Origin of the sequence: Kiloniella sp., from assembly GCF_048259265.1 — a bacterium.
Classification (GTDB): domain Bacteria; phylum Pseudomonadota; class Alphaproteobacteria; order Kiloniellales; family Kiloniellaceae; genus Kiloniella.
The window spans coordinates 131154-152662 of record NZ_JBLXHT010000006.1 but is presented as its reverse complement, the minus strand read 5'-3'; the positions used below and the strand labels follow the sequence as shown (position 1 = coordinate 152662).

Here is a 21509-nt window from a genome sequence, read left to right as displayed (position 1 = left end):
CTCCAACTTCTTATTCAGCAGGCGCAGCAGGTGCTGTGCTTGCGGCTGTTGCCTGTTCGCCGTCAAACAGCATCAATAATGGTGGCAGCAGAAGGAAATCAATGAACAGCGCGAGGGCAATTGTTATGGCTGTCAACAAGCCCATATCTGCATTCACAGAAAATGTTGACAGAGACAGGATTGCAAATCCAGCAACCAACACAGCCGTTGTAATCCAAAGCGCACTACCAACTGTTCTGAAACCATAACGAACAGCATCCGCCGAGGATTCACCCCGTTCCTTACGGGCACGGTTATACTTGCTGAGGAAGTGAACAGTCGCATCCACAATCAAACCAAGCGATGTCGCGGCAATCACAGACACAGCCAAACCGACCTGACCAACAAACAGACCCCAGACACCAAAGGCCATAATGGCAGGAACCATATTCGGGATCAGACTGATTAGACCCAGTTTCAAACTGCGCAAGGCAAAAACCAATGACAGTGAAATCAAGACGAAGGCTAGCGCTGTACCACTCAGCATGGATTTGATGTTACGATCAGCAAGGTGAGCAAACATTACCGCAGCACCTGACCCATCAGCTTCCATATAACCCGGGGCATTATTCTGCAGCCACTGTGTTGATTCCAAAGCGATCGCGCGCATGTCATTGGACGAGACATTATCCAGAGTGACGGTCATACGAGACGCCGACTTGTCAATATTGATCTGACTATTAAGATCCAGACCGTATGGCAAAGACATTTCGTACAACAACAAATACTGGGCTGCCAAATCACGCTCTTCCGGCAGTTTGTACCAAGTATCATCATCCCCGTGCATGGATTTATTCAATCGCTTCAGAATATCAGTGATTGAATTCACATGAACAACCTCTGGCTTGGCACGTAACCAATTTGCGAAGTCTTCCAGATGTGCCAGATAAACCGGGCTGGAAACGCCACCTGACTCTTCTGCATTGATCGAAAATTCAACCTGATAAACCCCGGTCAGGTTATCGCGGGTAAAGTCACTATCAACACGGAAAGGAACAGTGGTATCGAAGTATTCGATGAAACGGTCATCAAGCTCGATCTTTGAAATGAAAGAGGATGTTCCGACAACGATCAGCCCCATACCGAACAGAAGTTTGGTTCTGTGACCGATAACAAATTCGCCAAGACGTTCCATCACAGATGACTTGCCAGTCACCACAGGTTTAACCCGAACAGGCATCACCGCAATGAACGCTGGTAAGAAAGCGATAGAGATTAACCAAGCCGCAATAACACCAACAGCAGCAATATTCCCAAGATCATGAAACGGTGGTGCTTCTGAGAAATTCAAGCTCAAGAAACCAATAACCGTTGTCAAAGACGTCAGGAACACAGGCTGCATGTTTACACGCAAGCTTTCGACGATCGCGTCCCGCTTTTCTTTACCGTGACGCATTTCATGGAACATTGTCACCAGAATATGGACACAGTCAGCAATCGCAATTGTCAGAATAATTGTTGGCGCCATGGCTGATGGCGGCGTCATTTTAATACCGGCATACCCCGCAGCACCCATCGCGACCATCGTCGAGAAGATCGTTACCAACAGTGTTCCCAGAGTACCAGTAAAAGAGCGTAAGAAAGCAACCAGAAAGATAATGATCACAAGGAACATCAAAGGCGTCAACGTGCTCATATCTGCCATGGACGCTGCCGGGAATGCATTACTTAACGGTGCAAGGCCCGTGATAGCCACTTCTAATTCAGGATTAGACGCCTCTATATTCGCAGCCATGTTTTCCGCGTACTTGACCGCTTCATCAAGTGCCACGGCATCATCCGGGGGCAACTGCAAGGTAATTTGCACGCCCGTCGTTGTGCTGTCTTCGGAAATAATACGCTTAGCCAAAGCAGGTTCGCTCAAGGCAATTTGTTCAATCCGATCCAAACCTGCCTGGCTAAGTCCACCCGTTTCTTCAACCAAATCAGCAACGGTCAGATCATCTTCGACAGCTTCTGTATGTTGAAAATTGGTAATGGAATCCACACGTATAGAATAAGGAATTTGCCAGGATTCTTCGGTTAAATCCTGAACGACTTCCAACCATTGTGGTGTAAAGACTTTGCCGTTATTTGGCTTGAGGACAAAAAGAATATTATCTGTTTTTGTATAAACATCCTGCAAACTTTCGAATGCATTCAATTGGGGGTTATCGTCGCCGAAAAAGACGCGGTAATCACTTGTAAAGGAAAGAAAACGCCCACCCGATGCAACACCTAGTGTCGCTAAAATTGTGATCAGGAGGACGAGCCAGCGCCAACGGATTATGCCTCTTGCATAATTGACTGACAGGCGGTCCATGAAATTGCTCATTTGCCAAGCTCCGAATAGATATTGTTTCCTTCAGCGCCTGTCATGGTCTTGTAATCCTAAACCGTAAAATAACATCCAAAAACCACATTCATTTTACTGAATCCAAAATAAATCCAATAAAAAAGCAGCTTTGCTTTGGAAATCATACGTTCTTACGGTATTACCATACTTGAAACATGGGTATCACTGAAGTAAACTAGTCGGTGTAGTTTACTTATTTATAATTCGATGTAAACTACACCGTGTAGTTTATTTGGAGTCTGATTTGACAAAAGATAATTGTATCCTAGGCGCATTGGGGCGTAGAGCTTCAAAAAAAGAAATAAAAATGGATCAAGACTCGGTTCAAAAGCCATCAGTTTGGGACCGCGATGAATGCCTTTTTGCTTCTTTAGGTCAAAAATTAACCCGCTCGGAACAGAAAAGAAATGACATCCGAAACGCCGCCAGTGAAATTTTTATCACCCAGGGTTTCCAAGCAGCGAGTATGGACAAAATCGCTGCCCTCGCAGGGGTTTCAAAGAGGACGGTGTACAGCCACTTTGGATCAAAAGAGGAACTCTTCGCGTATATCATCACCAATTTTTGCGACCTGAAGCGTGAAGAACTGGACGTAAAACCAGATCACAATCTTCCTTTGAAAGATTGCCTCATAAAGCTGGGAACCAAATTCCTGCATATGTTGCACTATCACGGCAGCGCTTCGCTTTTCCGAATTTTGATTTCACAAGCAGAAACAGATCCGTCCCATGGCATAGAGTTTATGAATACGGGTCCAAAAATCTCGCGCGAGTTGCTTGCGACTTACTTAGAAGAAAAAATTGCTGCCGGGGAAATTGATGTCGATGATCCGCTCGAAGCTGCACAGAGTTTCTATTCTATGCTCTTCGGTGCCCGCTACCTCACTTGCCTTGTCACAGGGTCACCGCCCCCTTCCCCGGAAGAAATTGATGGAATTGTGGAAAGCACGGTAGAACGCTTTATCTATGGGCTGAAGGTAAAGACCTAAATATCGCAACAAAACAGGCCGCGCACTGGCGACCTGTTGTTCTTTCAAATTATACAGTCGAACCAACCAGCATTACCTGATTATTCCATTATCTGGTTAATCAATATCAAACGTAATGCCCTGTGCCAGTGGCAATTCCCGTGAATAGTTCACTGTATTCGTCTGACGACGCATATAAGCTTTCCAAGCATCTGAACCACTCTCACGGCCACCGCCGGTTTCTTTCTCGCCGCCAAAAGCACCGCCAATTTCCGCGCCACTTGGGCCGATATTTACATTCGCAATGCCGCAGTCTGATCCGACATCAGAAAGAAATTGTTCAGCTTCGCGCACATCAGTTGTGAAAACACAGGACGAAAGACCTTGTGGAACATCATTCTGCATATCGATTGCCGCATCAAAATCATCATACTTCATGGCATAAAGTATAGGGGCAAAAGTTTCTGTTTTAACCACATCATTCTGTTCCGGCATTTCAACAACGGCCGGGCGTACATAAAAACCATTGGGGAAAGTATCTTCCAGTTCACGTCCCCCACCATGAACAACACCACCGGATTTTTTGGCGGTAGCCAAGGCACCCTGCATGTTATCAAATGATCCCTGATCAACCAATGGACCAACCAAGGTACCTTGCGCCAAAGGATCACCGACATTGACTGTTTCATAGGCAGCAATAACACGGGGAATAAGTTGATCATAAATATCTTTGTGAACGATCAAACGGCGCAGGCTCGTACAGCGCTGTCCCGCCGTTCCCACAGCGGAAAACAGAATAGCGCGCACAGCCATATCCAGATCGGCACTAGGTGATACAATCATCGCATTATTACCGCCGAGTTCTAGAATAGAACGACCGAAACGTGCGGCAACTTTTGGCCCAACCTGACGCCCCATAGCCGTACTGCCAGTGGCAGAAACGATTGGAACGTCTTTACTTGCTACAAGAACATCACCCACGTCGCGACCACCAACAATAACATGGTGCAAGTCTTTCGGCGCATCATCACCAAACCGAGCGACAGCGCGTTCAAAAATCTTTTGACAGGCCAAAGCAGTCAAAGGCGTTTTTTCTGATGGTTTCCAAATAACAGAATTTCCACAAACAAGGGCTAGGGCCGTATTCCAAGACCAAACAGCAACCGGGAAGTTAAAGGCGGAAATCACGCCGCACACACCTTCGGGGTGCCAGGTTTCGCGCATATGATGCCCTGGTCTTTCTGACGCAATTGTCAGGCCATAAAGTTGACGCGAAAGACCCACTGCAAAGTCACAGATATCAATCATCTCTTGAACTTCGCCCAAACCTTCTTCGTAGATTTTCCCACATTCAAGGGTGACCAATCGTCCAAGATCTTCTTTGGATGTCCTCAGTTCTTCACCAAGTAATCGGACCAACTCTCCACGTCTTGGTGCAGGCACCTGTCGCCAAGCTTTGAAAGCTGCTTTAGAGGCAGAAATAACACCATCAACCTTATCGGCGGGGGTTTCCGGGATCATGCCGATTTCAGAACCATCAATCGGTGAGGTAATGCATAAGGTACCACCGGACGTCATTTCCTTTGTTAATCCCAAACGCTCTAGAATATCTGTATAACTCATAACGGTCTCCGGCACATAAATAGCTTTAAAGCTCAATGATAAAATTGTATATTTTCTAAAATATTAAATTAATCATATCCTGTAGTGACGCAATAGAGGAATAATCCTAACCCCATAACAAAAACTCATGAAGTAGCTTGTTATAAGGTCAATTCAGAGATAATTCAGGGGCAATACCACTCTATCTATATGATTTAGTATCAAATATATTTGGGTAAAAATTCTACCCTAGATATAAATATCATTTTATTAATTAGTTTTTTTGTATAGGTTGTGACAGGATACTTCTTACTTAATTAGCAATTACAAAATCCTCCCTTCCCTTCTTTCCAAACACACAACACAACAGATTTTCTGTAAAACCTTGCGAGTGTCGACTTGACGATTTCAGGAAAAAAACCCGAGAATTCCACGCCTTTGACGGACGATTCTGACGCGTCCGTTCGCTCACTCAAGGCGAAAGAAATTGAGCTAAAATACGTAACACCTCTTTTTTACAGTTCAGACAATCCCCCCGCCCCAAAACCGCCCAGAGTAGAATGCTATCTGGATCGGGAAAACCACATCAGACACATGGTATATATAGGCGCGTTACATCACGACCAGCTTGTCCGTGAGGTTCTTGAGATTTGGAGAAACATCAACCATCTCGATAAATATAATAACCTGATTGATCTCAGATTTCATAAAGGCGATGTCGGTTGGCACACGGTGAAAGAAATTGGGCGGCAATGGGATCTCTTTTTCGAAGGAAAAGCGCCGCCCGTTCGCACGGCTTTTATTTCCCGCCATATTGCTTTCAATCTTTTAATTAAGGCGATGCAAGCCCTCGCCCCTGAGCACACCTTTCAAGCCTTCAAAACAAAGCAAGAAGCCATGGACTGGCTGGCAAAAGCCACATAGTCTCAAAGTAATCAGGCCTTATTCTTAGAACTTACGATGAAAATCAACCCATCATAACGTTCTTATGCAGACAAACGGGCATCAACATAAAGAGTATCACGGCTGGTTCGTTCTAGGTTAGTTCTCACCCGATAGGTATCATCAATCGCATTTAGCGATAGTACATCGGCTGGCTTACCGTCTGCCAGAACTTCCCCCTCTTTAATAAGAACCAGCCTGTCACAAAACTGGGCGGCCAAATTCAAATCATGAAGCGCCGCTACAACGATCATATTCTTGTCCTGCATAAAGCTGCGAATGGTCGAGAGAATAGAAAGTTGATGATGTAGGTCCAGCGCAGAAGTCGGTTCATCCAAAAGCACCAACCGAGGTTCTCTGACCAATGTCTGGGCCACAGATACCATTTGGGCCTGACCACCACTTAGCTTTGAAATACCTCGATCAGCAAGATGCGATAGCCCTAAGGCTTGCAGTACTGAAGAAACCTGTTGAAGATCACTGTCTTTCACCCGCCATCCTGTCGTCTGTTTCAAGGCAAGTAACACACATTCGAACACCGTTAAAACAGCGTTACATCCATAAGATTGCGGCATATAAGCCACCACTTTGGACCGCTGTCCCCGGCTAGCGTGCCTTAAATCCCGCCCATCAAGCGTAATTGTTCCACCCGTTGATTTCACAGCACCGGCGATTGATTTGAACAACGTTGATTTGCCCGATGCATTTGGACCAATAAGCCCAACAAATTCGCCACCGTGAACAGTCGAAACAGAAACATCTTTTAGGATCTGTTTACGACCATAACCGGCACAAAGTTCCGAAATCTCAAGTGTCATGATAACCGTTCCTTTCGGGTGCTGAGAATAAGAGAGATGAAGACAGGAACCCCAATCAGGGCCGTAATAATGCCGATCGGGTAAATGATCCCCGGAGTAATCATTTTGCTTATGATAGATGTGAGAGAAAGTGTCAGCGCGCCAACAAGGGCAGATAAAGGTATAAAGAAACGTTGATCTTCGCCAACAATCAGGCGCGCAATATGGGGGCCAACTAAACCGACAAAACCCACCGTACCGACGAAGGCAACTGCCGTTGCTGCCAGCAGAGAGATCACGATCAACATTTCAATCCGTAATCGGGCGACATCAATTCCAAGACTGATCGCTGTATCATCCCCCATACGCAAAGCAGTTAGCTGCCAAGTTCGATAAAAGCTATATGGCAGCGCAAAGCATAACAAGATCGCGCCCAAAGATATCTTCTCCCAACTGGCCCGAGATAAAGATCCCATCATCCAAAATACAATCCGGGCAAGCTCATCTTCCGATGCCATGTACTGCATCATCGCAAGCGCGGCATTAAAGGCAAAAAAGATGGCAATCCCGAACAAAATCATCGTCTCGGTCCCCACCCCTTTAATTCGGGTAGCAACCAAAATAAAGATGCAGGTCAACAAAGCGAAAACGAAGGCATTAAAGGTTACCAATAATGGCCCGAGATTAGGAACAATACTCCACCCGACAACAATCGCTAGGGCAGCACCAAAGGAAGCCGCGGATGAAACACCTAAGGTAAAAGGCTCTGCCAGAGGATTGTTCAAGACCGTTTGCATCTGTGCACCTGCCAGCGCAAGAATAGCACCGACCAATACCGCGGTAATGGCAATCGGCAAACGATAATCCCAGATAATAACCTCTAGCTTGATCCCATGTGCCTGAGGATCCAGTAGCGTTTCAAAAACAACAGAAAGTGGAAAGTTCCCCGGCCCGTTAGCCACGTCAAAGATAAAGCTGGCGAAGAGTAAAAGGGTCACACCCAACAGGATCAAATACCGATGTTTAAGCTGACGGCGATACCCCATCTGAGCAAGCGTAGAGCCTGAATTATTTGGAACGGCACTAACTTGTCCATCCCCTTCGGGGTGATCCGTACCCACAACCTTATCCGTACTTAAGGACATATCTGATCTTTCTGCGTCACATACTTGGAAATAAAAACGGAATAAGGAGCAGAGAAAAATATCCCCGCCCCAAAAAAAGAAAATGGCCCACGAGAAAAGTGAAAGGGCGTATCACAAATCTCGCGGGCATCATTTCAGGAGTTACTGTGTTGCAGGTAATGAGCCCCAGAACACACCGCTATAGTCAATCGGGAGAAACTTGTCGTGTAACTCGACAAAGGTCGCTTCCGGATCGAGATCCGCAAATTTCTCGGGATAAAACCATTTAGCGAATGTTTGTAACGCCACAAAATGATAGGGGCTGTTATAAAACTGATGATAAATTGAATGGAAACGTCCTGTCTTCACAGCCTTTAGTTCGCCCCACCCTTTACGGCCAGCCAAGGCAGCCAGTCTTTGATTAACTGCGTCTTTATCAGCCTCGTAACCAAACAGAACGGCCATTGTACCCGGCTGTGCTTTGGACCAGTTTGCGCCAGTTCCCATGATAACATCAGGATCATCTGTAAAGATCACTTCTGGGTTTACTTTCCCGCGAAGGCCGGGGAACTTTTTGGTTCCCCAGTTCAAACCGCCAGCAAGATCAACCAGACGACCAAGATTGGCACTACCAAATGTGCTACAGCATTTATCAGGATTGTATCCGGCAGCATTCTCAATAAAGACAACGGGCTTATCTTCGTCTTTAATTGCCTCAATACGCGAAAACACGATCATCATATTTTTTTGATAATAATCAACGAATTCGTCGGCATTATCCCGTTCGTCAAAGATACGGCCAAGAATCTGCAAGCTCGGCACTGTGTGCTGCGTTGGGCGTTGACGGAAATCTAGGAAAACAACCGGAATGCCAGCTTTATCAAGCTTGGTCAGGATGCCACTTTCCTGAGCCTTCAGAAGATTACCAAGGTTGAGGAAGACCACATCTGTATCCAACGAGATTACAGTTTCCAGACTGTATTCAGCTGCATAGGGGCTACCCAGGTTTTCAATTTCAGCAACCTCGGGAAACTTTGCCTTGTATTTATTATAAGCATCAGGATCATAATTGATCAGATCATCTTTCCAACCAACAACACGCTTAAAAGGATTATCTCTATCCAGAACAGCGATGGAGTAAATCATACGCCCTTCGCCCAGAACAACCTTTTCAGGGTTCTTTTCTACTTCAACTGTACGTCCCGCAATGTCCGTGATCGTCACTTTATCAGCCAAAGCGGCTTGTGGTGCGATGGCCAGACCAACTGTCATAGCCAAAGTTGCTGCAAAACCAGTTGCGGCAACTTTTAAATTTGTGATCTTCATTTGATTTCCTCCAGCGGGGTCAAATTCCGTGTTCAGTAGTGGGGAAAAATAAAGCTTATTTTTCAACCCTTAGCATCGAATGGAGGCAGGATACTTAAAACTACTGAGAATGCAAATGATTCGCATTTATTTATTTTTTAAATTAAATTCTGTTCCCGTGTATATTAAACTCAGCTGATCAATTTACGTATATTGGCTATATCCAACTGCTTTTTTGCCTGATAGGGTGCACCACAAAATCTCTTCACTGGATCACCCCCTCATGAATACAAGTCAGAAACCACTTTGGTTAATCCTCGCGCCTGTTGCCTTCACTGTGTTATGGGCAGGCGGATACAGTATTGCCAAGGTCGGGCTACAATATGCTGAACCGATGACATTGCTTTCAATGCGCTTTTCATCTGTGGTAATTTTGCTGATCCCCTTTTATTTCTTTTTCAAACCTGCCCTTCCCAAACGTTCCGCTGACTGGCTTCATTTGGTTGTTGTCGGGGTTCTGATGCAGGCTGTTTATTTTGGCTTTTGCTGGTGGGCTTTTAAAACCGGTGTTTCAGCAGGCGTGCTCGCGATATTTATGTCGTTACAGCCGATACTCGTCGCCATTCTTGCCCCCAAATTGGCAAAGGAAAAGGTCAGTTGGCTTCGCTGGTTTGGCTTGCTACTAGGCTTGGCAGGTGTCCTGATCGTCATTATAGCCAGATCAGATATCGAACCACCAACCCTGATTGGCGTTAGCTTTAGTGTGCTTGGATTACTGGGAATCACCAGTGGTGTGCTCTATGAAAAACGCTTCGGCGGCGGGTACCATCCGATTGTTACCAACATGGTTCAATACGCAGCTGGTTTTGCAGTCGTTGCCCCTATCGCCCTAGCCTTTGAAACAATGGAAGTTACCTGGACCCCCGAATTCTTTGCCGCGCTTGCTTATTTGGCAATCGGCAATTCAATTCTGGCAATCAGCTTGTTACTTGCCATGATCCGCGCAGGCGAAGTATCGCGCGTATCTTCCTTGATGTTTCTTGTTCCCCCACTCGCAGCACTGTTCGGCTGGGTTCTCCTCGGCGAAGAAATGCCAATGCTAGCTTGGGGTGGCATGGCTGTGGCGGCAATAGGCGTTATTATTGTTTCAAAGAACCGAAAGACTTAATCTTTATCCACCTTCGCCCGGGTGTTTGCGTATGATATTAAATGCATCAAGGTACAACTTATCCAATTCTCCACTTTCACGAAGAAGCTTAATTTCTTTATTCAAAAGTGGAACCAGATCTGAATGACGCTTGTGGACATAGTGGAACAAAGACACAACCTTGAGTGCGGGGCCATGTGCTCTGATCTTGAGGTTTGGAAAATTCTTGAGGACCTCAAGGCCGCCGATCAAATCTGTTGCAATAACAACATCAACATTTCCAGCATCTAGCTGTTCGAACAATTCCCCCACGGAATTAAATAGAACGGGGTTTAAACCTTGTGTTATTTCTTCAGAAATGAAGACCCCTTTTTCGATACCAATTTTTTTATCTTTCCAGCTATCAACAGTCGGTAAAAAGCCAGCTTCGCGCTTGGTATAAACCCGAAAACGAAGATCAACATGCGGGAAAGACAATTGAATAAGATTTGGGTAATTCGATGACAACCCTGAACGGCGCATATTTTCCCCATCTGTAACCCCGGCATTGGCCTTTTTCAAAGACTCATGCCCCTGATAGTCCGCAAAGGAAATCTGGTAACCAATCCGTTCATAGATTTTTTCGAGAACATAGGATATGGCGAGATCACCATCCCCCTGACCCAGACGAGAAATAACAAGCTTCTTTTCTGAATCAGCAAAGGCATTCGTACTTAATAAAGAGACAGCAGCAATCGCCATCCACAAAAATCTAACTGGTCGCATCATAATACTTTTCGATTTTGTCGAACAATTTGATACCTATTTTGTTCGATGACATCTTAATCTTAATATCGTTATTCAAAAACCAAGGGCTTAAGGTGCTCTTGAGCCTCAGACTAATTGACAAAAGTTAATGTATTGTTGCGCTATACCAATTTGTTCGGTGAATAATTTGAATACATTCTAGGCATACCCGTAATCGCCTTTAGTCATTAATCCGGGTTATGAAAGCAAAGGAAAGTTTATTCACTTTTTTTTGGGGCAGCTCGCAGAACGTCAAACCCTTCGACGTAAAGCTTCTGTAGCTCTCCATTTTTTCGAAGACGTTCTATTTCTTTATTGAGGGCTGGCACCAGACTGGCATTGCGTTTATGCACGTAATGATACAGGGGGATTGTTTTGAGGATACCACCCCAAGTTCGAATATTTTCATCTGGATGGTTCATAAACACTTCCAGCCCGCCGATTAAATCTGTTGCAATTGCAACGTCAATATCTCCCTGATTTAACTCGCTGAAAAGCTCCCGAACAGAATTATGTAAAACTGGATTTAACCCCTTTGTGATTTCCTCCAAAGCGATTACCCCGCGAACAATCCCAATCTTAGAGCTTTTCCAGCTCTCAAACCCAGAAAAAAAATCATCCCCATGTTTTGTATAGATACGAAAATTGATATCCACATGCGGATGGGATAATTGAACCAAATTAGGGTACACAGACGCTAACCCAGCCCGGCGCATATTCTCGCCATCGGTTTCACCCGCGTTTGCTTTCTCAACAGACTTTTCACCCGGGTAATCCACAAAGGTAATTTCATAGCCAATTTTGTTGTAAATTTTCTCTAATACATAGGAAACAACTTTGTCTCCATCGGCATTTTTAAAGCGAGAAATAACCAATTTGTTTTCTGCTGCACCTACTACATTGGAACACAGAGCCAGCCAAAAAAAACAAATCGCAAAAATATGCCCTAGCCTTAAAGTCATATTTTTGCCTGTCCACGATAATACAAATCAATAACCTCTGGATACCGATAGATGTAATTTATCTAAATATTAATTCTCAGCCTGTCCGTTGTACACCTAAAAACCCTCACTAAGCTGATTGTGTCTGCCTTACATCCTTTAGAAAACTCTCAACAGCCTCTTGAACAGTTTGGGTGTTATCAGAAACAATGTTGACAGCAGTTACAACTTTACCAGCCTCTTCGCGCGTTTTATTCGCGGCGGTACTAACCTGTTGTATATTGTTGTTAACTTCTGCTGTTCCACCAGAAGCTTGCTCAATATTACGAGCGATCTCCTGTGTTGCAGCCCCTTGTTCTTCAACAGCCGATGCAATCGCGCTCGCGACTTCTTTTACGGTGCCGACAATAGTCGCAATCTCGCTAATTCCGTCGACTGCGGTTGTAGAAGCATTTTGAATAGAAGCAATTTGATCTGTTATCTGCTCTGTCGCTTTTGCTGTTTGAGATGCTAAGCTTTTGACCTCCCCAGCAACAACAGCAAAACCTTTACCTGCCTCTCCAGCACGGGCTGCTTCGATTGTCGCATTTAATGCCAATAAATTAGTTTGCTCGGCAATTGATGTAATTAGATCAAGGACCTTACTAATTTCTTCGGCAGCAACTGCAAGCTGCTTTATATTACCCTCAGTTCTATTCGCCTTCTCAGAAGCATCATCAGCAATCTTGACCGACCCTTGCACTTGTCGATTAATCTCAGAAATTGAAGCATTTAGCTCTTCTGCTGCAGCAGATACGGTCGATACATTGGTCGATGCATCACCCGCAGAAGTCGCCACAGATTTGGCGAAACGCCCCGTCTCATCGGATAGCTCACCAAGACTAGTCGCAGTTGAACGCATATTCTCGATTTCAGATCCCATTGATTTAATCGCAATACCAATGACGTCATCAAAGTCTTTAATTAATTCATCATTTTTGGCCGCCAGCTCAATCTGCCTTGCTTGCCTGTCTTGTTCAGCAGCAGCTAACTGTTCTGATTTGATCATACTCTCACGAAACAACACGACTGCTTCTGTGATATTGCCGATCTCATCCTTACGAACGGCTTCTGGAATATCAAACTCGCGTTCGCCCTTCATAAGTCTGTGCATAATATTAACAATTGCTGTCAGCGGACGTAGTGATCGACGTAAATACCAATAAATACCGAACACTAATACCGTTATCATTACAATAAGAACGGCAAGCATTATTTGGCGAATAATTAGCGCTTCAGCGTATGTTTCGGTTACATCAGAAAACGTAACCCATGTGCCTGCTAATGTTCCATCAACAAAATTCAGAGGACGATAAATAACCTCATAGGTAAAATCATCCAAAGAAATTATTTCTGTACCAGTTTGTTTTTCAATATCCAGCTTGTTAACTGCTTGCTCCCATATGCCTTGCGTTGTTTGGCTGTAAAGAGATCCATCAGTTTTCAAGAAAATGCTGTCTATTAGAGTATCCGTTTTTAATTCGCTAAAAACACTATTTATGTTTTTTTGCAAGATGCCAATACCAATAGGTTTCCCTCGTAAGCTCACCCCACTAGCAACAGAAACATATAACTGTCCGGATTTATCTTGATCTAGGCCCCTTACAATTTTCCCCGTCTCAATAGCTTCATTTACCAAAAGTGATACTGTTTGTTGACCAATGAAACTTTTATCCTGAGAAGAATACCGAAGAATACCGTCCATATCAGTAATTTGAAGACCATCTACTAATCCCCCCGCACTAAAAGCAGTAAATGTCGTCTCTACTGATTCCGGCACTTTATCCCACTGCTTTTTGGAAAGAGCTTTTTTTAACTCTTTATTACGGGCAAGCTTTGGTAAAGCTTCGGCCATTGCCTGTTCGCGGACCGCTTTTGTCTTGTTAAGCAACAAGTTTTGAGAAGACATCGCAACATCATCGTACCGTTTTTCAGATGCAGAAAGCGCAATGTACCCTGCCCCCAACATAACAAGCACAACAGATAACATAGCCGCAATAGCAGCAATCAAGACCCTGACGCGCAATAACATACCTATACCCCCAATAAATCATTTACTTATGCACGCTAAGAGGTGAGTCACCTCACCTCTTACATATTCAGATTTATTCAACAGGGTTACCCGCAGCCTTCCACGCAGGAAAGCCATCCCGGTAATAATAAACATTTGAAAAACCCCACTCGACAGCTTTTGCTGCGGCTTGGGAAGAACGCAAACATTTTTCGCCGTTGCAGTAAATAACAACTTTAGCGTCTTTTTCCACTTCAGCTGTCAGGGTTTCATCACTAAAAACTTTTTTAAGTTCAATATGAATTGCATCCGGCACACGACCAGATTCCCAATCAGAATCTTTCCTTACATCAACAAAATAAACGCCTTCATCAAAAAGGGCTTTCGCCTCAGCAGTGTTAACCGTTGTTGCACCAGGAATATCTGTCGGAGATACCTCGTCTGCCGATACCGCCGTTGTAAGAAAAATTGAAAAAACGATTGTTAAAATACGAGAAACATATTTCATTTTAATCTCCAAATTGATCACACACACTCAATCGAGCACAAGCTCTTAACCAAGTGCAGCGAACGACACTTGGAAATAATCCAGATTATTTTTCTATGAAACATTATTATTTTGATGATTATCTATTCAGACGAGAACAGACCGTACTTTTCTTTATACACAAGTAACCACGACAACAGTTACAACACAAAAATAATTACTCAGCTCCATATCCTAACTCTGGACCTAAATACTTATAAGTTGTTTTTCTTTCTAACTCGTTAACTGATGCAATGGCTAAATCAGGGGGCTAATGTTATCTTTTTCTCACATTAATCTGCACCAAATCAGATTTTCTTTCGTTATTTATACTAATTAAATTACGAAAATTTCGTAGGTATATACTCAAATTAATATAAAAAAAATCACCTATAACGTGTATCAAACCAAGAGCAACCTAGTGATTACATGAAAAAGAAAAGAGAAAATTAATCCTCTTGATAACACTATACTTACATCGGCGCTTTAAGTCAGAATAAGAACGCTAAACAACATAGCTATATTGAGCCTTTTATCCCCTAAAATCTTAAACTTATTGCAGAACGGGGCATCCACCCAAACAAAAAGGGCGGCCACAGCCACCCTTTTCTAACTGCTTTTCATAAGCAATATTATTATTTTTTGATCGCGGCCTGTGCTGCGGCAAGACGGGCGATTGGCACACGGAACGGAGAACAGGATACATAGTTCAACCCAACCTTTTGGCAGAAATTAATAGACGCCGGATCACCACCATGTTCACCACAGATACCAAGCTTGATATCACCACGGGTCTTCCGACCACGTTCTGCAGCAATCTCAACCAGTTCGCCAACGCCTTCCTGATCCAAAGAGATGAACGGGTCCTGTTCGATGATGCCATTACGTTCGTAAGCGCCAAGGAAATTACCCGCATCGTCCCGCGACAGACCAAAGGTTGTTTGCGTCAGATCATTGGTCCCGAAAGAGAAAAACTCAGCTTCTTCCGCAATATCTCCGGCACGAAGTGCTGCACGCGGAAGCTCAATCATCGTACCGACAAGGTACTTCATCTCAACACCTTCGGCTGCCATGACTTCTTTGGCAACGCGATCAACAAGCGCCTTGAGGATCTCAAGCTCTTTCTTCATACCAACCAGCGGGATCATAACCTCTGGCTCAACAGTCTGGCCTTCGGATTTTGATACCTGTGCAGCTGCTTCAAAAATGGCACGGGCCTGCATTTCATAAATTTCCGGATAAGAAATGCCCAAACGACACCCACGGTGCCCAAGCATCGGGTTTGTTTCCGACATCTTTGCGGCACGCGCATGCAGCTTTTCAATCGGCACACCCGCCGCATCGGCAACATCCTGCATTTCTTCCTCGCCGTGCGGCAGGAACTCGTGCAATGGTGGATCGAGCAACCGAATTGTCACAGGTAAACCCGCCATAATCTTGAAGATCTCGACAAAATCTTCGCGCTGCATCGGCAAGATTTTATCCAAAGCTTTACGACGTCCTGCTTCATCATCAGACAGGATCATTTCACGCACGGCAACAATGCGGTCTGCGTCAAAAAACATGTGCTCTGTACGGCAAAGCCCAATGCCTTCCGCGCCAAAACTGCGTGCTGTACGACAATCATTTGGTGTTTCAGCGTTGGTCCGTACCTTCATGGTCCGGATTTTGTCTGCCCATTCCATAAGGGTAGAGAAATTACCAGACATTTCAGGCTGAATTGTTGGGATTTCGCCCAACATAACTTCGCCATTACTGCCGTCGATGGTAATGATGTCACCAGCTTTAAGTTCTTCACCACGAACAATCATGGTTTCGTTTTTGTAATCCATACGCAGATCACCCGCACCGGACACACACGGACGCCCCATACCACGCGCAACCACCGCTGCGTGTGATGTCATTCCACCACGAGAGGTTAAAATACCTTTCGCAGCATGCATGCCATGAATATCTTCCGGCGATGTCTCCGTCCGGCAAAGGATAACCCCCTTACCGGATTGGGCCATTTTCTCTGCTTCATCGGCAGAGAAAACAATCTGTCCGGATGCCGCACCTGGTGATGCTGGCAAACCATGCCCAATAACGTTACGGTCTGCTTTGGGATCAAGTGTCGGGTGCAATAGTTGATCAAGCGCCGCAGGTTCAACACGGCCAACGGCCTCTTCTTTTGTGATCAAGCCTTCATCGACCATATCAACGGCAATCTGAAGCGCCGCGGCCGTTGTACGTTTCCCTGCACGTGTTTGCAGCATAAAGAGCTTGTTGGACTGAACGGTAAATTCAATGTCCTGCATATCGCGATAGTGCTTTTCAAGGATATGACGCGTTTCATCAAGTTGCTTGAACACCTCTGGCATTGTCTCTTCCATAGATGGAAGGTCAGAGTTTTGTTCTTCTTTACCTTTGATGGTCAGGTTCTGCGGCGTACGGATACCCGCAACCACGTCTTCGCCCTGCGCATTGATCAGGTACTCACCATAGAAAGCATTTTCACCGGTCGAAGGATTACGGGTAAAAGCAACACCGGTGGAACAATCATCACCCATGTTACCAAAAACCATAGCCTGTACGTTGACCGCTGTTCCCCATGCCGCAGGAATATCGTTCAGCTTACGATAGGTGGTTGCACGGGCGTTCATCCATGAACCGAAGACAGCAGATACCGCGCCCCAAAGCTGTTCTTTCGGGTCTTGCGGGAAAGGCTGTCCGTATTCTTCTTCAACAATCTTCTTGTACTGGACGATGATACTCTTCCAGTCTTCAGCGGAAAGCTCTGTATCAAGGATCAGGCCGTTATCTTCTTTGTGAAGTTCCAGAACTTCTTCGAAGAAGTGGTGATCAACTTCGAGTACCACATCACTGTACATCTGGATAAAGCGGCGATAGCTGTCATAGGCAAAGCGTTCATCGCCTGATACCTTGGCTAGACCTTCAACCGTGATATCGTTAAGGCCAAGGTTAAGGACAGTGTCCATCATACCCGGCATAGAGGCCCGAGCACCGGAACGAACAGAGACAAGCAGAGGGTTCGCGTTGTCGCCGAACTTTACACCGACAATATTTTCTATCTCGCCAAGGGCTTCATCAACCTGACCAGACAGATCATCCGGATAGTTTCGATCATTATCATAATAGGCCGTACAGACTTCGGTTGAGATGGTAAAACCGGGTGGGACCGGAAGTCCCAGCGATGACATCTCGGCAAGGTTAGCCCCCTTGCCGCCGAGTAGTTCCTTCATGTCGGCTTTGCCGTCAGCCTTGCCATTCCCGAAACTGTAGACCCATTTGGTCATGTTCTCATCTATCCTTCTATTCGTGAGAAGTCTGCAACCTGCCCCAGGATCACACCAATCCGAGATAACAAGCACAGACGGTTTTTTCGCAAGGTCGGGTCATCATCGTTCACCGTTACCTTATCAAAAAACGCGTCCATCGGAGGTCGAAGCCCGGCAAGTGCCGCCATCGCCCCGGTGAAATCTTCACGTTCCAGTGCCTTTGTGGCTTCCTGGGAGGCTTTTTCTAAAGCCCCGTGCAACGCCTGTTCTTCAGACTGTTGCAACAACACAGTATCGACTGTCGCATCGAATACCGTTTTATCTTTTTTCTCTTCAATCCGGACAATGTTCGCTGCCCGACGGTAAGCGGCCAGAAGGTTGACCCCATCATCGGTTTTCAGCAATCGGGCAAGTGCATCAACACGGGCCAGCAACCGAACCAGATCATCTTCGTCCCCAAGGGCAAAGACAGCTGTAATCAAATCGTGACGAACCCCTTTGTCTTTCAATGCGACCTTGAGACGGTCAGCAATAAAAGACATCAAACCATCAATGGTTTTATCTTCGGGTTGCGTCAATTGGCCTGTATAGGCCGAAAAGCTTGCTGCGAATGCTTGACGCAAATTAATCTGCAAGCTATTTTCTGTAATTAGACGAATAATGCTAAGCGCGGCACGGCGCAGCGCAAAGGGATCTTTTGACCCTGTTGGCAACTCATCAATACCGAAAAAGCCAACCAGTGTGTCGATTTTATCAGCAAGGGCAACAGCCACTGAAATTGGTGCAGAAGGACAACGGTCAGACGGCCCAAGTGGGGAATAGTGGTCTGCAATGGCTTCGGCAACCAGTGGGCTTTCACCGTCATGCAAGGCGTAATAACGGCCCATAATGCCCTGTAATTCAGGGAATTCATAGACCATACCAGTGCTTAAATCTGCCTTGGCGAGTTCAGCTGCACGACGGGCATACACAGGGTTACATCCGGTTTGTTCGGCAATGTTACCGGCAAGATCCTGCACTCGAACAATCTTTTCAGCTAATGTGCCCAGCTTGGCCTGGAAGACAATAGATTTCAGCCCATCCACACGGGTTTCAAGCTTCGATTTCTTATCTTGATCCCAAAAGAACTCGGCATCCGATAAACGAGAGGCAAGAACGCGCTCGTTACCTGAAATAATTGTTTTGCCTTCGTCTGCCGCTTCGGTGTTTGCCGCAAAGACAAAACGGTTTGCCAGTTTATCGTCTTTATTAAGAACAGAAAAATACTTCTGGTGCTCTTTCATCGAAGTCGAGAGGACTTCGTGTGGCACTGTCATAAAGCGATCAGCAATACGCCCCATCAACAAAACAGGCCATTCCACCAGACCTGCGACTTCGTTCAAAAGTCCCTGATCATCTTTTAGTGTTACACCCTCGGTAACACAAAGTTCTTTGGCCTGTGTTTCGATCAGATCACGGCGCTCGTTTTCATCTACAAGTACCTTGGCAAGGCGAAGCTTGTGCAGATAATCATCCAGATTTTTAACTTCGAACCAGTCCGGGGCCAGAAAGCGATGACCACGGGTACGGTTACAAAATTCAAGTGTCTGATTGCCAAAATCAAAAGAACCCTTGAGGGTTTCACCCTTGAAAATTGCCAGAATTGAATGCAGGGGACGCACCCAACGGAAAGAATTTTTCGACCACTTCATGGATTTCGGCCATGGGAAGCTCTTGATCGTTTCAACAACAATTTCAGAAAGAACTTCGGTGGTTTCCCGCCCTTTGATTTCGTTGACCACGAAGTAAAAATCACCCTTGGGTGTATTTCGGACTTCAGCCTGATCAATAGAGGTCAGACCGTTGGCCTTCATAAAGCCTTCAAGCGCCTTTTCATGCGCGCCAACTTTTGGGCCTTTTTTCTCTTCACTGACATCGGGCTGCTTTTCAGGCAAGCCATCAATAACCAGGGCCAGACGACGCGGTGTTACAAAAGAACGCGCATCGGTAAAGGCCAGACCAGCACCTTTGAGCTGGTTCGAAACGATATTTTTAAGATCAGCCGCAGCTTTTGTCTGCATACGCGCCGGGATTTCTTCGGAATGAAGCTCAAGTAGAAATTCAGACATACCCTTAAACCTCTTCCAACTGGGTTTTATTCCAGGCTTCGCAACATGCTTTAGCAAGATCTCGCACACGGCCAATATAGGCCTGACGCTCGGTTACAGAAATAACCCCGCGTGCATCCAGCAAGTTAAAGAGGTGACTGGCTTTTAGACATTGATCATAAGCAGGCAGCGGCAACAGGTTACCTTTGGCTTTACCATTTTTCTCGGCATTGGCTTCGCCAAACTTCAGGATGCGGGCACATTCGGCCTCGGCTTCTTTGAAGTGGTCAAAAAGCTCATCCGTCGAAGCGATTTCAAAGTTATAAGTCGAAAACTCTACTTCGTTCTGATGGAAAACATCGCCATAGGTTTTCCCACCGTCTTCAGCAGGGACACCATCCCAGTCAAGGTCATAGACATTTTCCACGCCCTGAACATACATGAACAAACGCTCAAGTCCGTATGTCAGTTCCAATGGCACGGGATTACATTCGATACCGCCAACCTGTTGAAAATAGGTAAACTGGCTGACTTCCATACCGTCACACCAAACTTCCCAACCAAGACCCCAGGCACCCAGTGTCGGGCTTTCCCAGTCATCTTCGACAAAACGAAGATCGTGTTTGGATGAATCAATGCCAATGGCATCCAGCGACCCCAGGTAAAGTTCCTGCGAGTTTGCCGGGGATGGCTTCATAATAACCTGAAACTGGTAGTAGTGCTGCAGGCGGTTCGGGTTGTTCCCGTAACGGCCATCAGTCGGACGACGACAAGGTTGCACATAAGCTGCGCGCCAGGTATCAGGACCTAAAGACCGTAGGGTTGTCGCGGGGTGGAACGTTCCAGCCCCGACTTCGACGTCATAGGGCTGAAGAATAACGCAGCCCTGACGCGCCCAGTAATCCTGTAATTTGAGAATAAGGCGTTGCACACACCTTTCAGGGTCAACAATGACCTTTGTTTTCGCCCGTGTTTTTACCGGGGAAGCCGAAGCTTGAACCGGGCTATTAAGGTCAACGGACTTTACGTCGGACTTTTGTACGTCAGACTTTTTTGCGTCGGACTGGGACATATCGTTATTTGTCATTTTGCTGCAGTGCGAAATTTGAATGAACTTATAATGACCAGCATTTGGAATCAACAGCCACAATGCCGGAGTCGAGATATTTTTTGTCGCTTTTAGCCGTTGCCCCCGCAAGAGCATTTGCTCTTGGCAGGTATATACGCTTTACACGCTGGACACTGGACCATATCCAGCGACCCATTATCATCTTGATTTTCTTGACTTTGACTTGGTGTACGTCCGGTATTTTGCCGCGCGTTTTTCTTGGCTCCATTACCAAGCGATTGTTCCCGCCGGCCTTTGACTTTGAAAAACAGATAAACCCCGCCAATAACCAATCCGAGTACCAGCAACTTACCTATAGAGGGTATTCCGAACATACTATCCTAACCATACCGCGTATTGCGGTGTTTTTTATTGTTTGTCGTTCAGGGGAATCCAAGACCAGATTATCCCGGATTCCATTGTCTTCAAACCGTTCTGAACAAAAATTGACCAGAACCAAAACAGTTCTGATGAG

16 protein-coding genes are annotated in these 21509 nt (G+C 45.6%); 3 read left to right on the top strand and 13 right to left on the bottom strand.

The features are described from left to right. Nucleotides 1-10: 10 nt before the first annotated feature. The gene (locus ACN0QW_RS11520; RefSeq protein WP_417431619.1) at nt 11-2353 is read right to left on the bottom strand and encodes an efflux RND transporter permease subunit; all 2343 of its coding nucleotides are present in this window, start codon (nt 2351-2353) and stop codon (nt 11-13) included. A 328-nt stretch (nt 2354-2681) separates the two neighbouring features. On the opposite strand from ACN0QW_RS11520, the gene ACN0QW_RS11515 reads away from it, so the two are divergent. Next, entirely contained in the window at nt 2682-3362 is a 681-nt protein-coding gene (locus tag ACN0QW_RS11515; protein WP_417431617.1) for a TetR/AcrR family transcriptional regulator, read from the top strand. Between the two features lie 96 nt (nt 3363-3458). Here ACN0QW_RS11515 and ACN0QW_RS11510 read toward each other — a convergent pair whose 3' ends face one another. Then, complete coding sequence (locus ACN0QW_RS11510) at nt 3459-4964, bottom strand: aldehyde dehydrogenase family protein (protein ID WP_417431615.1); 1506 nt, start codon at nt 4962-4964, stop codon at nt 3459-3461. A gap of 378 nt (nt 4965-5342) precedes the next feature. On the opposite strand from ACN0QW_RS11510, the gene ACN0QW_RS11505 reads away from it, so the two are divergent. Beyond that, entirely contained in the window at nt 5343-5867 is a 525-nt protein-coding gene (locus ACN0QW_RS11505) for a hypothetical protein (protein WP_417431613.1), read from the top strand. Nucleotides 5868-5929: 62 nt separating this feature from the next. Here the strand turns inward: ACN0QW_RS11505 and ACN0QW_RS11500 are convergent, their stop codons facing one another. The 3 genes from ACN0QW_RS11500 to ACN0QW_RS11490 all read right to left on the bottom strand — a co-directional run bounded on the left by ACN0QW_RS11500 (nt 5930) and on the right by ACN0QW_RS11490 (nt 9132). Further along, the gene (locus ACN0QW_RS11500; RefSeq protein WP_417431611.1) at nt 5930-6703 is read right to left on the bottom strand and encodes an ABC transporter ATP-binding protein; all 774 of its coding nucleotides are present in this window, start codon (nt 6701-6703) and stop codon (nt 5930-5932) included. Then, on the bottom strand, nt 6700-7827 hold the full coding sequence (locus tag ACN0QW_RS11495; RefSeq protein WP_417431609.1) for a FecCD family ABC transporter permease: 1128 nt from the start codon (nt 7825-7827) through the stop codon (nt 6700-6702). Before ACN0QW_RS11495 ends, ACN0QW_RS11500 begins: the two co-directional genes overlap by 4 nt. Before the next feature lie 141 nt (nt 7828-7968). Continuing rightward, on the bottom strand, nt 7969-9132 hold the full coding sequence (locus tag ACN0QW_RS11490) for an ABC transporter substrate-binding protein (protein WP_417431607.1): 1164 nt from the start codon (nt 9130-9132) through the stop codon (nt 7969-7971). A gap of 262 nt (nt 9133-9394) precedes the next feature. Here ACN0QW_RS11490 and ACN0QW_RS11485 point away from each other — a divergent pair, with 262 nt between their 5' ends. Then, complete coding sequence (locus ACN0QW_RS11485; RefSeq protein WP_417431605.1) at nt 9395-10279, top strand: DMT family transporter; 885 nt, start codon at nt 9395-9397, stop codon at nt 10277-10279. A 3-nt stretch (nt 10280-10282) separates the two neighbouring features. Here the strand turns inward: ACN0QW_RS11485 and ACN0QW_RS11480 are convergent, their stop codons facing one another. The 8 genes from ACN0QW_RS11480 to ACN0QW_RS11445 form a co-directional block, all read right to left on the bottom strand. Then, entirely contained in the window at nt 10283-10999 is a 717-nt protein-coding gene (locus ACN0QW_RS11480; protein WP_417431604.1) for a substrate-binding periplasmic protein, read from the bottom strand. A 263-nt stretch (nt 11000-11262) separates the two neighbouring features. Continuing rightward, a complete protein-coding gene (locus ACN0QW_RS11475; RefSeq protein ID WP_417431602.1) occupies nt 11263-12006 on the bottom strand; it encodes a substrate-binding periplasmic protein in 744 nt (247 codons plus the stop codon). Between the two features lie 109 nt (nt 12007-12115). Further along, nucleotides 12116-14056, bottom strand: coding sequence for a methyl-accepting chemotaxis protein (locus ACN0QW_RS11470; protein WP_417431600.1), 1941 nt, complete (start codon nt 14054-14056; stop codon nt 12116-12118). 73 nt (nt 14057-14129) lie between these two features. Next, entirely contained in the window at nt 14130-14543 is a 414-nt protein-coding gene (locus ACN0QW_RS11465; RefSeq protein WP_417431598.1) for a rhodanese-like domain-containing protein, read from the bottom strand. Between the two features lie 653 nt (nt 14544-15196). After that, nucleotides 15197-17857: a pyruvate, phosphate dikinase gene (gene ppdK, locus ACN0QW_RS11460; RefSeq protein WP_417431596.1), complete on the bottom strand. Its 2661-nt coding sequence runs from the start codon at nt 17855-17857 to the stop codon at nt 15197-15199. Between the two features lie 8 nt (nt 17858-17865). Beyond that, nucleotides 17866-19947: a glycine--tRNA ligase subunit beta gene (gene glyS, locus ACN0QW_RS11455; protein WP_417431594.1), complete on the bottom strand. Its 2082-nt coding sequence runs from the start codon at nt 19945-19947 to the stop codon at nt 17866-17868. Between the two features lie 4 nt (nt 19948-19951). Next, entirely contained in the window at nt 19952-21013 is a 1062-nt protein-coding gene (locus ACN0QW_RS11450; protein WP_417431592.1) for a glycine--tRNA ligase subunit alpha, read from the bottom strand. 92 nt (nt 21014-21105) lie between these two features. Then, nucleotides 21106-21369, bottom strand: coding sequence for a hypothetical protein (locus ACN0QW_RS11445; RefSeq protein WP_299379368.1), 264 nt, complete (start codon nt 21367-21369; stop codon nt 21106-21108). Nucleotides 21370-21509: the final 140 nt, after the last annotated feature.

Coding starts and splice junctions, on each gene's coding strand:
- ACN0QW_RS11520 (WP_417431619.1), bottom strand. CDS start 2,353: ATGAGCAATTTCATGGACCGCCTGTCAGTCAATTATGCAAGAGGCATA.
- ACN0QW_RS11515 (WP_417431617.1), top strand. CDS start 2,682: ATGGATCAAGACTCGGTTCAAAAGCCATCAGTTTGGGACCGCGATGAA.
- ACN0QW_RS11510 (WP_417431615.1), bottom strand. CDS start 4,964: ATGAGTTATACAGATATTCTAGAGCGTTTGGGATTAACAAAGGAAATG.
- ACN0QW_RS11500 (WP_417431611.1), bottom strand. CDS start 6,703: ATGACACTTGAGATTTCGGAACTTTGTGCCGGTTATGGTCGTAAACAG.
- ACN0QW_RS11495 (WP_417431609.1), bottom strand. CDS start 7,827: ATGTCCTTAAGTACGGATAAGGTTGTGGGTACGGATCACCCCGAAGGG.
- ACN0QW_RS11490 (WP_417431607.1), bottom strand. CDS start 9,132: ATGAAGATCACAAATTTAAAAGTTGCCGCAACTGGTTTTGCAGCAACT.
- ACN0QW_RS11485 (WP_417431605.1), top strand. CDS start 9,395: ATGAATACAAGTCAGAAACCACTTTGGTTAATCCTCGCGCCTGTTGCC.
- ACN0QW_RS11480 (WP_417431604.1), bottom strand. CDS start 10,999: ATGGCGATTGCTGCTGTCTCTTTATTAAGTACGAATGCCTTTGCTGAT.
- ACN0QW_RS11475 (WP_417431602.1), bottom strand. CDS start 12,006: ATGACTTTAAGGCTAGGGCATATTTTTGCGATTTGTTTTTTTTGGCTG.
- ACN0QW_RS11470 (WP_417431600.1), bottom strand. CDS start 14,056: ATGTTATTGCGCGTCAGGGTCTTGATTGCTGCTATTGCGGCTATGTTA.
- ACN0QW_RS11465 (WP_417431598.1), bottom strand. CDS start 14,543: ATGAAATATGTTTCTCGTATTTTAACAATCGTTTTTTCAATTTTTCTT.
- ppdK (WP_417431596.1), bottom strand. CDS start 17,857: ATGACCAAATGGGTCTACAGTTTCGGGAATGGCAAGGCTGACGGCAAA.
- glyS (WP_417431594.1), bottom strand. CDS start 19,947: ATGTCTGAATTTCTACTTGAGCTTCATTCCGAAGAAATCCCGGCGCGT.
- ACN0QW_RS11450 (WP_417431592.1), bottom strand. CDS start 21,013: ATGACAAATAACGATATGTCCCAGTCCGACGCAAAAAAGTCTGACGTA.
- ACN0QW_RS11445 (WP_299379368.1), bottom strand. CDS start 21,369: ATGTTCGGAATACCCTCTATAGGTAAGTTGCTGGTACTCGGATTGGTT.